Here is a 12,720-nt window from a genome sequence, read left to right on the forward strand (position 1 = left end):
AATGCAAAGACTGGCGCGGTTCTTATATCCCCCTCAATGCCTAACATGCGACGAAATAGTCGATTTTGTGTACGGTCTTTGCCCAAAATGTTGGGGCGACACTCCCTTTATCAAACAAAACGGTTGTGAAATGTGTGCAACCCCTTTGATTGGCGAAGTTGAAAGCGGTGATTTGTGCGATTCATGTCGCGCTGTATCGCGTCCGTGGTCCCGTGCGCGCGCCGCCTTACTGTATGAAGGCAACGCCAGATCTATCGTTTTGCGCCTAAAGCACGGCGATCGAACCGATCTTGCATATCCCGTTGGTGAATGGTTGGCCGAAGCGGCTCGTCCGCTTGTGACGACCAATATGATTGTAGCACCCGTGCCGCTGCACTGGTTTCGTGGGTTTAGGCGCAGGTACAACCAGTCATTGCTACTCTCGCGCCGTGTATCGCGGTTGCTGGAATTGGATCATTGCCCAAATCTTTTGCAAAGGCGCATCGCCACACGCAAACTTGATGGCATGACAGCGCAGGAACGTACAGATGTTGTCTCTGACGCCATTACGCTTAGGCCCCATCGTGCTGAGGCGCTTAAAGGCCGCCATGTTTTGCTGATCGATGATGTTATGACCACAGGTGCCACTTTAACAGCCTGTACCAAGGCTTGTTTGGGGGGCGGTGCCATTCAAGTTTCCGTGGCTGTACTGGCACGCGTTGCGAAGAAGGACTAAATCCCTATAGTCTTGCCGGACATAAAGGATAAAAAAATGCAGCCTGTAACACTCTATACGACTCCGATTTGCCCATTTTGCGTCGCCGCCAAGCGGCTGTTGGATAGCAAGGGCGTTGAATACACTGATCTTGATGTGATGGCCCACCCAGAGCTTCGTGCTGAAATGATGCAACGCGCCAACGGTCGCCACACAGTGCCGCAGATTTTCATCGGCGAGACGCATGTTGGCGGTTGTGATGAATTGCATCAGATGGAACACGTCGGAAAACTTGATCCGCTTTTAGCGGGTTGAAGATATGCCAAAAGTTGGCCTTATCACATTAAATTCTAGCGATGATCCCGCGCAAAACTTGCGTGAAGTGCAAAGTTATATTGACGATGCCGTCACGCGTGGCGCGCAGATTGTGATGACGCCTGAAGTCACCAATTGCGTGTCTACGTCACGAACGCATCAGCAGAGTGTGCTTTGTCTTGAGGCTGACGATGCGACATTACAGGCCTTACAAAAACAAGCTTTAAAGCTAAGGGTTTGGATCCTTATTGGGTCTTTGGCCTTAAGAACGGGTGATGCGGATGGTCGGTTTGCCAACCGGTCATTTTTGATTGGGCCGGATGGGCGAATCAAAGCGCGCTATGATAAAATTCATATGTTTGACGTGACCCTGTCTGACACAGAATCTTATAAAGAATCCGCGGGGTATCGCCCAGGAACCGAGGCCATTATGGCGCAGACAGATATAGGCTCAATTGGTTTGACGATTTGCTATGACGTCCGTTTTCCGCATATTTATCGCGCTTTGGCGCAAGCGGGCGCCGAAATTTTGACGGTTCCTGCCGCCTTCGCGCAGGCCACAGGTCGCGCCCATTGGGAAGTTTTGCTGCGCGCGCGGGCGATTGAAACGGGAAGTTTTGTCTTTGCGCCGGCGCAAACAGGTCAGCACAGTGAGGCAAAGGGTGGAAAACGTAAAACCCACGGACACAGCTTAGCGATTTCGCCTTGGGGTGAAGTGCTTTATGATGGTGGGACAGAGTGTGGCGTTGGGATTGTGGACTACGATCTGAACGACGTCGCCAAAGCCCGCAGTGCCATACCGTCGCTGCAACACGACAGAGCATTTAAGGCCCCAAAATGACGTCATCAACCGGAACAGATTCATTGGCTGTTGCGCTTTTTTCTGAGATTTTTATGGCGGATCAGTTAGCGCGAAATCGTCTAACAAAGGCGCTGCCAAAAGGCATGGAAATCAGTCACTTTTCGGTGCTTAATCATTTGGCGCGGTCTGGTGAAGAGCGCTCGCCAGCCCAATTGGCGCGCGCGTTTCACGTGACGCGCGGTGCCATGACCAACACTCTGAACAAGCTGGAATGGGCTGGGCATATTCATATTCGCCCTGATTGGGATGATGCGCGGCGTAAGTTCGTATCGATTTCGCCAGCTGGGAAAGCGGCGCGTGATACAGCTTTGGCTGCGATCACACCCATCCTAAATCAAGTGGTCGAATCTATTGGGCAGGATAAGGTTAAAAATGCTCTTCCCGTGCTCCGCGAGATGCGCATTCGTCTTGAAAACGACGTATGAATGCGACCCTAAACTGGCTTAATAGAGGCTGTAACATAGTTCACAGACAGATCGCGATCTGACAACGACCAAGTCCACAAGACCGGATTGAACACAAAGCCTTTGCGATCCACGGGCGATAGACCAGCTTTGGAAATCAAATCGAACAGCTCATCTGGGGTGATGAACTTGCCCCATTCATGCGTGCCGCGTGGCAACCAGCGCATGACAACTTCAGCGCCCAAAATAGCCATAACATAGGATTTCGGATTGCGGTTGATGGTTGAACAAATCATCATGCCGCCTGGTTTGAGCAAAGTTTGACAGGCATTCAGATAGGTTTGCGGATCGGCGACGTGTTCAACAACTTCCATGTTTAAAATCACATCAAACTGTTCGCCAGCCTCGGCCAAATCTTCGGCGGCAGTGTGACGATAATCGATCTCTAGGCCGGATTGCTCCGCATGAAGGCGCGCGACAGGTAAATTGCCTGCAGCAGCATCGGCACCGACAACCGTGGCGCCAAGGCGCGCCATAGGTTCAGACAAAAGTCCACCACCACAACCAATATCGAGCAAGCGTAGGCCAGTGAAAGGTTTCGAGTCGCTTAGGTCGCGACCGAATTCAGCAGCGATCTGTGTTGTGATGTAATCAAGACGGCAAGGATTGAGCATGTGCAGCGGTTTGAATTTGCCGTTAGGGTCCCACCATTCGGCGGCCATCGCTTCGAATTTTGCGACCTCTGCTGGGTCAATGGTGGACTGATGCGTTTGCATGATCCGTTCCTTCATGTTCAATTCGTATATGATCAGAGTCGTGATCGATTTTTTCTGAGCTATCATGCTCTATATAGGATTTCCATGAACAAGGTATCGGGCCAAAAGAGCGCATACAGTTATCTGTACCCTCAGATTTCTCCCAACGATCAGCGGATGCTGGATGTTGGCGATGGCCACTCTCTATATGTCGAGCAAAGTGGCAACCCTAATGGTATTCCTGTCGTGGTGTTGCATGGCGGGCCTGGTGGCGGTTGTAGTCCGTTTATGCGCAGGTTTTTTGATCCCGCGATCTACCGCATCATTTTGTTTGATCAGCGCGGGTGCGGGCGCTCAACACCTTTTGCATCAGTTGAAAGCAATACCACGTGGCATCTTGTGGCAGATATAGAGCGTATTCGCGTTACCCTTGGCATCGCGCAATGGGTCGTCTTTGGTGGCAGTTGGGGGGCGACGCTGGGGTTGACCTATACTCAAGCGCACCCTGATTGCGTGATCCATTTGGTGTTGCGGGGCGTGTTTTTGGGGATGCAAACGGAATTGGATTGGTTCTATGGCGGCGGCGCTGGGCGGTTTTGGCCGGATTTGTGGGAGGATTTTGTGCGAGAAATCCCAAAACATGAACACGATAATTTGATCGCAGCCTTTCATCGGCGCTTGTTTAGCGGTGATGTGGCTGTCGAAAATCACTTCGCAAAGATTTGGTCCAAGTGGGAAAATGCTTTGGCGGCTATTGGATCTAACGGCAAAGTTGGCGATCCGCCTATCCAGTTTGCGCGGGCGATTTCGCGTTTGGAAAATCATTACTTTTCAAATCATGTCTTTTTTGAACAGGACGGGAAGTTGTTGAACGATATCGATGAGATGGCGCATGTGCCTGGCTCAATCGTTCAAGGCCGCTTTGACATGGTTTGCCCACCAAAGAGCGCCTACGCCGTACATAAGCGTTGGCCAAACTCGGTGCTTCATCTGGTTGGGCTTGCGGGGCATGCCCTGTCTGAAACCGGAATCGCAGCTAAGCTTGTCGAGACAATGGATCATATTGGGCGTGTAGTGCGATAAGGCTTGCAGATTCGACCACGTCGGCGTATATGCCTGTTCAACAGCGGCGCGTTGGGTCACCCCAAGGTTCCACCGGGAAATATCAACGGGCCGCGCGCCCGTTTTTTTGTGCCCTTTAAAAAGGCCCCCAAATGCCCGAAAGGCTAACTGGAATATGTCCGAACTGATTGCCAAAACCTCTATCGATCGCCGATTGGCTGAGATCGTAGGCCCCGTTATAGAGGGCATGGGCTTTGAGCTGGTGCGTATTCGTCTGATGTCATCGACAAAGTCGAAAACGCTACAGATTATGGCTGAACGTCCCACCGGCGGTATCGAAGTCGATGAATGCGCTCAAATTTCCACTGCCGTTTCTGCGGTTTTGGATGTTGAAGATCCTATCGAAGACGAGTTCACGCTTGAAGTGTCCAGCCCCGGTATTGACCGCCCGCTGACACGTCTGAAAGATTTCGAGACCTTTGAGGGCTATGAAGCTCGCATTGAGACTGACGAAATGTTCGATGGCCGCCGCCGTTTTAAGGGCGAATTGGCTGGCGTCGAAGAAGATGATGTTTTGATCAACATTATCGAACATGGCGAAACGATTACCATCGGTCTTAAATTTGACTGGCTGTCAGATGCGAAACTAATTTTGACCGACGACCTGATCGCTGAAATGCTCCGTCAACGCAAAGCGTCCGGCGCGATTGACGAAACCCAATTTGATGATGTTGAAACCGAAGACGGTTCCACTGACGACCTTAGAGAGGACTGAGACATGGCAATCACCTCCGCCAACCAGCTTGAATTGCTTCAAACCGCTGAGGCCGTGGCCCGCGAAAAAATGATCGACCCCAACCTTGTGGTTGAGGCGATGGAAGAAAGCTTGGCACGCGCAGCGAAATCTCGCTACGGCTCTGAAATGGACATCCGTGTTCACATCGATCGCAAAACAGGCAAGGCCACGTTTACACGTGTGCGTACTGTTGTGGCCGATGATGAGCTGGAAAACTACCAGTCTGAGTTGACCGTTGTTCAAGCCAAACAGTTCATGGCTGATCCAGAAATCGGCAGCGAAATCACTGACGAAGTTCCGCCCGTTGAACTTGGTCGTATTGCTGCGCAATCTGCGAAACAGGTGATCTTGCAAAAAGTGCGCGAAGCCGAACGAGATCGTCAATACGAAGAGTTCAAAGATCGCGCTGGTACAATCATCAACGGCGTTGTGAAACGTGAAGAATATGGCAACGTGATCGTGGATATCGGTCGCGGTGAAGGCATCTTGCGTCGGAATGAAAAAATTGGCCGCGAAACATACCGCCCGAACGATCGTGTGCGCTGTTTCATCAAAGACGTGCGCCGCGAAGCGCGTGGCCCACAGGTGTTTTTGTCACGTACTGCGCCTGAGTTCATGTCTGAGCTGTTCAAAATGGAGGTGCCAGAGATCTACGACGGCATCATCGAAATCAAAGCTGTTGCTCGTGATCCTGGATCGCGCGCAAAGATCGCTGTGATTTCCAACGATAGCTCTATCGATCCTGTTGGCGCTTGTGTTGGTATGCGTGGCTCACGTGTGCAAGCTGTTGTGAACGAACTTCAGGGTGAGAAAATCGACATCATCCCGTGGAACGAAGATGCGCCAACATTCCTCGTGAACGCGCTTCAGCCTGCTGAAGTGTCCAAGGTTGTTCTTGATGATGACGCGGGTAAAATCGAAGTTGTTGTGCCTGACGAGCAGCTGTCCTTGGCGATTGGTCGTCGTGGCCAGAACGTGCGTCTTGCGTCTCAGTTGACTGGCCTTGATATCGACATCCTTACAGAGGCTGAAGAATCCGAGCGTCGTCAAAAAGAGTTCGCGATCCGTACCAAACTATTCATGGACAACCTCGACTTGGACGAATTCTTCGCACAGCTTCTTGTGTCCGAAGGATTCACCAACTTGGAAGAAGTTGCCTACGTTGAAGTTGACGAATTGCTTGTGATTGATGGCGTTGACGAAGCCACCGCTGGCGAACTTCAAGCCCGTGCTCGTGATGTTCTCGAGGCGGCAAACCTCAAGGCGCTCGAAAATGCACGCACGCTTGGTGTTCTGGACAGCTTGGTTGAATTTGGCGGCCTGACACCCCAGATGATTGAAGCTCTAGCTGAGGATGGTGTGAAATCACTTGAAGATTTTGCAACATGTGCGGATTGGGAACTTGCTGGCGGTTGGACGACAGTCAATGGGGAGCGCCACAAAGATGAGGGCTTGCTCGAGAAATTTGACATGTCCTTGGAAGAGGCGCAAACGCTGGTCATGACGGCTCGCATTCAACTGGGTTGGGTTGATCCTGCCGAACTTGAAGGCGCTGCAAGCGAAGACGATGCAGATGTCGACGGCGAAACACAGGAGGCTGAGGCCTAAGAGGTCTCGGTTTAGGTGAATCTGATGTCCCGTGGTGGCCACAAGAAAACGAAGGATGATGGGGAACGTCGTTGCATAGTTACGCGCGACGCGGAGCCTCGCTCTGGCCTGATCCGTTTCGTGATCGGCCCCGACGGGCAGGTTGTCCCTGATTTGGCAGAAAAACTGCCAGGTCGCGGCATTTGGGTCAGCGCAGATCGCGCTGCTTTGGATGAAGCGGTCAAGAAAAAGCTCTTTGCCAAGGTGGCGCGAGCAGATGTTTTGGTGGCTGACGGGTTTGTGGATCTTATCGAACAAGGTCTTCTCAAACGCGTTGTGCATCTCATTGCATTGACGCGCAAAGCTGGCGAAGCGGTGTGCGGGTTTGAAAAAGTTAAAGGGTGGATTGCCGAAGAACACGCGATTGTTTTGATGCAAGCCTCCGACGGATCTGAACGCGGTAAAGGCAAACTTCGGACGCCAGAGGGAGGCCGTTGGTTCGGTCATCTAACAAGCGCCGAATTGGGTTTGGCTTTCGGCCGTGAAAGTGTGATACATGGCGCGCTCGCGCGCGGTGGCCTCTCCGATAAAGTTGTAGAGGACGCCGCACGTTTGATGGGTGTGCGCGAGATAAACGGTGGAGAGCGCTCCGCCGGAAAGGGTAAGACGACGATATGAGCGATACTGATGGAAAAAAACCCCTTGGCCTTCGCGGCGGCCCCGGACAAGTAAAACAAAGCTTCTCTCACGGGCGGACGAAAAGCGTTGTGGTAGAAACCAAACGCAAACGCGTTGTGGTTCCAAAAGCTGGTGCTGCTAAAACAGGCGGCGGGTCTCCGCGCCTTGGCGATCCGTCCAAACGTCCTGCGGGCATTTCCGATACGGAAATGGAACGCCGGATGAAGGCGCTTGCCTTTGCCCAGAAAAACGAAGCTGCGGAAAACGAACGTCGCGCTGCGGAAGACAAGTCTCGCGAAGAGGAACGTAAGCGCAAGCTTGCTGAAATCGAAGCAAAAGAGAAAGAAGAGAAAGAGCGTCTTGCTACGGCTAAGATCAAGGCCGAAGAAGAAGCCATCGAAAAGGCTGAAGCTGAAGCGGCCAAAAAGCGTGAGGCGGCTCCTAAGCCTGCGCCAAAAGCTGTGACGCAACCTGATGATCCTGCTGCTGCACAAGCTGCGGCGCAAAAAGCACCAGATCAACGCGGTCGTACATCGTCTGCGCCTGTTAAGCGCGACAACGATGACGCCAACCGCAACGCCCGTGCCAAGCAAGCCGACGACAGTCGTCGTTCCGGCAAGCTAACATTGAACCAAGCGCTCACTGGCGGTGACGGCAAACGTGTACGCTCCATGGCTTCCATGAAGCGTAAGCAAGATCGCATGCGCCAAAAAGCGATGGGCAATAACGAGCCACGCGAAAAGGTTGTACGCGATGTTCAGGTTCCTGAATCAATCGTCGTGTCCGAACTCGCGAACCGTATGGCCGAACGCGTTGCTGACGTTGTGAAATCACTCATGAAAATGGGTATGATGGTCACGCAAAACCAAGCGATTGATGCAGATACAGCTGAGTTGATTGTTGAAGAATTTGGCCACCGCATCCAGCGTGTGTCTGATGCCGACGTTGAGGATGTGATCCAGCAAATCGTCGATAAAGACGAAGACCTGCAATCACGCCCACCAGTTGTCACCATCATGGGCCATGTTGACCACGGTAAAACGTCACTGCTTGACGCGATCCGCAAAACCAACGTGACCACTGGCGAAGCTGGCGGTATCACGCAGCACATCGGTGCCTACCAAGTGAAAACCGAAGCAGGCGCATTGCTGTCCTTCCTCGACACTCCTGGTCACGCGGCGTTTACTTCTATGCGCTCACGCGGTGCACAGGTGACGGACATTGTGATCCTTGTGGTAGCTGCGGACGATTCCGTTATGCCACAAACGATCGAAGCGATTGCGCATGCGAAAGCTGCCGAAGTGCCGATGATCGTTGCGATCAACAAATGCGACAAACCAGGCGCGGATGCACAAAAAGTGCGTGCGGAACTTTTGCAACACGAAGTGATTGTTGAAGAATTCTCTGGTGATGTTCAGTCCATTGAAGTCTCTGCGCACACAGGCCAAGGTCTTGACCAACTTCTTGAGGCCATCGCGCTTCAGGCAGAAATTCTTGAATTGAAAGCCAACCCTGATCGCGCCGCCCAAGGTGCTGTGATCGAGGCGCAGCTTGATGTTGGTCGCGGTCCTGTTGCGACTGTTTTGATCCAAAAAGGTACGCTGAAACGCGGTGATATCTTTGTTGTGGGCGAGCAATGGGGCAAAGTCCGTGCGCTTGTGAACGACCAAGGTGAACGCGTGGATGAAGCTGGTCCATCTGTGCCAGTTGAGGTGCTTGGCCTTAACGGTACACCTGAGGCGGGCGATGTTTTGAACGTGGTCGACACTGATTCTCAAGCGCGTGAAATCGCTGAGTATCGTGCGCATGCTGCGAAAGAAAAACGTGCGACTGCTGGCGCTGCAACCACACTTGATCAGCTGCTTGCGAAAGCAAAAGCGGATGAGACCGTGGCTGAGCTGCCAATCTTGGTCAAAGCCGATGTTCAAGGTTCTGCTGAAGCGATCGTTCAAGCGATGGAAAAAATCGGCAACGATGAAGTCCGCGTTCGGGTTCTGCACTACGGTGTTGGCGCGATCACCGAGACAGATATCGGTCTTGCTGAGGCTTCCGGCGCGCCTGTGATTGGCTTCAACGTCCGTGCGAATGCGTCTGCGCGTAGCAGTGCGAACCAAAAGGGTGTGGAGATTCGCTACTACTCAGTGATCTACGATCTTGTGGATGACGTGAAAGCGGCGGCTTCTGGTCTTTTGTCTGCGGAAATTCGCGAGAACTTTATCGGTTACTCCGAAATTCGCGAAGTCTTCAAAGTGTCCGGCGGCGTTGGCAAAGTTGCTGGCTGTCTTATCACCGAAGGTGTGGCGCGTCGTTCAGCGGGTGTACGTTTGCTGCGTGACAACGTGGTTATCCACGAAGGCACGCTTAAGACGCTCAAGCGCTTTAAAGATGAAGTCAAAGAAGTTCAGTCCGGCCAAGAGTGTGGCATGGCGTTCGAAAATTACGAAGACATTCGCGCTGGCGATGTTATCGAAATCTTTGAGCGTGAAGAAGTTGTTCGCAACCTCGACTGATGCGAATCCAAATGAGAATATAAAAAAGGCGGGCTTTAGGGCCCGCCTTTTTTTATTTATGAGATCGAAACATATTAGAAGATTTCAATCATGCATCCGTCTTAGGAAATTGGTTTGCCTTCAAAAGTTTTGTCGCCAACGCGGACAATAATTTTACCTGAAGACGCTTCGCCAACGAAGAGGCCTTGTACGGAAATGTATTTTCCGAGTGAGATAGAACGCATCATAATAAATTCCCCAATTGTCTATGATTGTTTCTATCTTAGTATAACTTTGTTAATTTCCTGCCTACAAATTTTACTCAAATGCTAAATTATCGCATAAATGTTGTGCAAAATTCATAAAAAAGACATAAATTCTGCTATGCAGCATAAATATCTTGTCAAATCCAGTCGCGTAGAATCGGAATCAGTGGAATATCAGCGGCTGGCATTGGGTAGTCGCGCAGTGCGTTTGGCTTGACCCATTTGAGAATCTGACCCTCACGCGCCTCCGGAATTCCATTCCATTTGCGGCAAGCAAAGACGGGCATCAGAAGGTGAAAGTCATCATAAGCATGTGAAGCAAACGTGAGCGGGGCGAGGCATGAATTCCATGTCTCGATCCCCAATTCCTCGTGAAGTTCGCGCACCAAGGCTTGCTCAGGTGTCTCGCCTGCCTCCACCTTGCCTCCAGGAAACTCCCATAACCCTGCCATGGATTTCCCTTGCGGCCGTTGAGCAAGCAGGACACGGCCATCGGTGTCGATGAGGGCCACGGCAGAGACAAGAACGAGTTTCATAAGCGACCTTTAAGACCGATAATCGGCGTTGATGGTGATGTAGCCATGGGTTAAATCACAGGTCCACATAGTGCACTGCGATGTCCCGATCCCAAGGTCGATTTTGACGACGATATGTTCATTTTTCATATAGCTGGCGCCGGCCTCTTCGGAATATGTCGGTGACACCCAACCGTTTTCTGCGACCAAGACATCGCCAAACCAGATGGACAAACGATCACGATCTGCCGTGGCGCCCGATTTTCCGACAGCCATAACAACGCGACCCCAATTGGGATCTTCGCCAGCAATGGCTGTTTTAACGAGCGGAGAGTTCGCGATTGAAAATGCGATTTTGCGCGCATCGTCTTCGTTTGTAGCACCAGTGACCTGCACCTCAACAAACTTTGTAGCACCTTCACCGTCTTTGACAACGAGGTGAGACAGCTCAAGCATCACGCCCTTTAGGGCGCTGAAAAACTTGGAGGCTTCTGGTGTGTCTGCCACGATTTCAGGCGCTTTAGACTGTCCTGTCGCACCGACAAGCAACGTATCAGATGTCGATGTATCACTGTCGACTGTGATGCAGTTGAATGTTGTGTCGGTGGCTTGTGATACGAAGTCTTGCAGCAAAGGTTGCGCAATCTTGGCGTCGGTGAAAACATAGACCAGCATCGTCGCCATATCGGGCGCAATCATGCCCGAGCCTTTTGCGATGCCAGAAATCTTGACGGACTGCCCTCCAAGGCTGATCTGCGCAGATGCACCTTTAGCAAAGGTATCTGTTGTCATGATCGCGCGGGCCGCGTCTGAGATGTGGTTTGCGGCAAGGCCAGCTTTCAGTTCATCAACTTTTGAAGTGATACGGTCCCACTTTAGCGGTTCGCCGATGACGCCCGTCGATGATGTGAAGACGCTTTTTTCGTCAAGATTTAAACTGGCAGAAACTGCAGTTGTGATCTTTGACACGGCCTCCAGCCCACTTTTGCCTGTAAAGGCGTTGGAATTGCCTGAGTTTACCAGAATAGCGGCGCCACCAGAGGTGTCGCCGCCAATTTTAGCCTGACAATCAAGAACTGCCGCTGATCGCGTCGAGGACTTGGTGAAAGTGCCCGCGACCACGCTGCCAGCGCAAAGCTGCGCCAGCATGACATCCGTGCGCCCTTCGTACTTTACGCCCACAGCCAAAGTTGCAAATTTCACCCCATCGATGACGGGCAGATCAGGAAATCCATCCGCTGGTGCGAGTGGGGAAACAGTGTCAATCTTAGCCATGTGCGGCGTCCTTGTTGTCAGGGTATCAATCAATCGTTGAGAAGCGCGTCGTCACGCATCAGCGCAGGATCAATGCCTTCAGCGATTTCTAGGGTTGCAGCGGCTTGTAGTTCGTCCAGGCGGGCGCGGATTGCCTCGTCTTCGATTGTTGCTGCCAATTCATCACGCTCAGTTTCCAAGGCTGGAACATCTTGCAGCCGACTGTCGACAAGTTTGATGACATGCCATCCAAATTGCGTTTGCACGGGGGCTGAAATATCACCTGGCTCCATTTCAACCACGGCTTGTTCAAATGGGGCGACCATCATACCGAGTCCGAACCAGCCCAAATCGCCGCCGTTTGGCCCGGATGGGCCAGTGGATTTATCCATAGCGAGCTGGCTAAAGTCCGCACCGCCCTCAAGTTCTGCAACAATAGCTTTGGCTTCTTCTTCTGTTTCGACCAAAATATGCGCTGCGTTGAACTCGCGACCGGGGGCGAAATCAGCGTATTTCGCGTCATACGCTGCCTTGAGGGCTTCGTCGGTTACTGCCGAGGTCGCGATCTCTTGCAGCGCCGATCCCGCAATCGCAATGCGTTGTTCGTTTTCGATTTGAATGGCAACAGCTTTGCTCAGATCACCCGCAGATTGCTTTAAAAGCTCTTGTTGAATCATTTGGTTCAAAATGCCTTCGAACAGCTGAGCGTCTTCCAATTCTTGATACTGTGCAGGCAAAGAGCCACGTGCGGCGATTACATGGCCCAGTGTGATTTGCGAACCGTTCACAGTCGCAACAACGGTGTCGGATGACATATCTTGAGCAAAAGCACCCGACGTAAGGGTGAGTGCGCCAAAAATGGCGGCGGCGATCACATTTGTGTGGTATTTCATGCGGAATTCCCTTCCATTCGCCGTCTTATCACGGCGCAATATTGACACTATAGGCACGGCCCCTTACATCGCGTGAGGTCTGGGTAGAGGTGCCTTCGGGACCGTTTTATGGTCTCGCAGGCAGCGGGGCAATCCCCCCTCTCACACGAT

General features: G+C 52.0%; 14 protein-coding genes. 9 read left to right on the forward strand and 5 right to left on the reverse strand.

All coding sequences use genetic code 11. The features are described 5' to 3' along the window. Position 1 precedes the first annotated feature (1 nt). Genes WNY38_RS09570 through WNY38_RS09585 form a run of 4 tightly spaced genes read left to right on the forward strand, consistent with a single transcriptional unit; the run spans position 2 to position 2,296 of the window. Positions 2-715, forward strand: coding sequence for a ComF family protein (locus WNY38_RS09570; protein ID WP_342857223.1), 714 nt, complete (start codon positions 2-4; stop codon positions 713-715). 36 nt (positions 716-751) lie between these two features. After that, positions 752-1,009, forward strand: coding sequence for a glutaredoxin 3 (gene grxC / locus WNY38_RS09575; protein ID WP_342857118.1), 258 nt, complete (start codon positions 752-754; stop codon positions 1,007-1,009). Between the two features lie 4 nt (positions 1,010-1,013). After that, the gene (locus WNY38_RS09580; protein WP_342857119.1) at positions 1,014-1,850 is read left to right on the forward strand and encodes a carbon-nitrogen hydrolase family protein; all 837 of its coding nucleotides are present in this window, start codon (positions 1,014-1,016) and stop codon (positions 1,848-1,850) included. Continuing rightward, positions 1,847-2,296 carry a MarR family transcriptional regulator gene (locus WNY38_RS09585; RefSeq protein WP_342857120.1) on the forward strand — a complete coding sequence of 150 codons (450 nt, stop codon included), beginning with the start codon at positions 1,847-1,849 and terminating at the stop codon, positions 2,294-2,296. The genes WNY38_RS09580 and WNY38_RS09585 overlap by 4 nt, the downstream gene beginning before the upstream one ends. Before the next feature lie 8 nt (positions 2,297-2,304). On the opposite strand, the gene ubiG is transcribed toward WNY38_RS09585, so the two are convergent. Beyond that, positions 2,305-3,051: a bifunctional 2-polyprenyl-6-hydroxyphenol methylase/3-demethylubiquinol 3-O-methyltransferase UbiG gene (ubiG, locus tag WNY38_RS09590; protein WP_342857121.1), complete on the reverse strand. Its 747-nt coding sequence runs from the start codon at positions 3,049-3,051 to the stop codon at positions 2,305-2,307. Between the two features lie 84 nt (positions 3,052-3,135). On the opposite strand from ubiG, the gene pip reads away from it, so the two are divergent. From pip to infB, 5 genes are all read left to right on the forward strand, one after another. After that, positions 3,136-4,113 (forward strand): prolyl aminopeptidase, encoded by a 978-nt coding sequence (pip, locus tag WNY38_RS09595; protein ID WP_342857122.1) that lies wholly within the window; start codon positions 3,136-3,138, stop codon positions 4,111-4,113. Between the two features lie 154 nt (positions 4,114-4,267). Beyond that, positions 4,268-4,867, forward strand: a complete 600-nt coding sequence (gene rimP / locus WNY38_RS09600; protein WP_342857123.1) for a ribosome maturation factor RimP — start codon at positions 4,268-4,270, stop codon at positions 4,865-4,867. 3 nt (positions 4,868-4,870) lie between these two features. Further along, positions 4,871-6,496 carry a transcription termination factor NusA gene (gene nusA, locus WNY38_RS09605; protein ID WP_342857124.1) on the forward strand — a complete coding sequence of 542 codons (1,626 nt, stop codon included), beginning with the start codon at positions 4,871-4,873 and terminating at the stop codon, positions 6,494-6,496. A 24-nt stretch (positions 6,497-6,520) separates the two neighbouring features. Further along, on the forward strand, positions 6,521-7,153 hold the full coding sequence (locus WNY38_RS09610) for an RNA-binding protein (RefSeq protein ID WP_342857125.1): 633 nt from the start codon (positions 6,521-6,523) through the stop codon (positions 7,151-7,153). Next, positions 7,150-9,663: a translation initiation factor IF-2 gene (infB, locus tag WNY38_RS09615; RefSeq protein WP_342857126.1), complete on the forward strand. Its 2,514-nt coding sequence runs from the start codon at positions 7,150-7,152 to the stop codon at positions 9,661-9,663. Before WNY38_RS09610 ends, infB begins: the two co-directional genes overlap by 4 nt. 101 nt (positions 9,664-9,764) lie before the next feature. Here infB and WNY38_RS09620 read toward each other — a convergent pair whose 3' ends face one another. The 4 genes from WNY38_RS09620 to WNY38_RS09635 form a co-directional block, all read right to left on the reverse strand. After that, positions 9,765-9,890, reverse strand: a complete 126-nt coding sequence (locus WNY38_RS09620) for a hypothetical protein (RefSeq protein WP_290122926.1) — start codon at positions 9,888-9,890, stop codon at positions 9,765-9,767. Between the two features lie 155 nt (positions 9,891-10,045). Beyond that, positions 10,046-10,444: an 8-oxo-dGTP diphosphatase MutT gene (gene mutT, locus WNY38_RS09625; protein WP_342857127.1), complete on the reverse strand. Its 399-nt coding sequence runs from the start codon at positions 10,442-10,444 to the stop codon at positions 10,046-10,048. 9 nt (positions 10,445-10,453) lie between these two features. Beyond that, positions 10,454-11,698 (reverse strand): bifunctional glutamate N-acetyltransferase/amino-acid acetyltransferase ArgJ, encoded by a 1,245-nt coding sequence (gene argJ, locus WNY38_RS09630; protein WP_342857128.1) that lies wholly within the window; start codon positions 11,696-11,698, stop codon positions 10,454-10,456. 29 nt (positions 11,699-11,727) lie between these two features. Next, positions 11,728-12,570 carry a peptidylprolyl isomerase gene (locus WNY38_RS09635; RefSeq protein ID WP_342857129.1) on the reverse strand — a complete coding sequence of 281 codons (843 nt, stop codon included), beginning with the start codon at positions 12,568-12,570 and terminating at the stop codon, positions 11,728-11,730. Between the last annotated feature and the right edge of the window lie 150 nt (positions 12,571-12,720).

This window comes from Pacificibacter sp. AS14 (genome assembly GCF_038899935.1).
Taxonomy (GTDB): domain Bacteria; phylum Pseudomonadota; class Alphaproteobacteria; order Rhodobacterales; family Rhodobacteraceae; genus Celeribacter.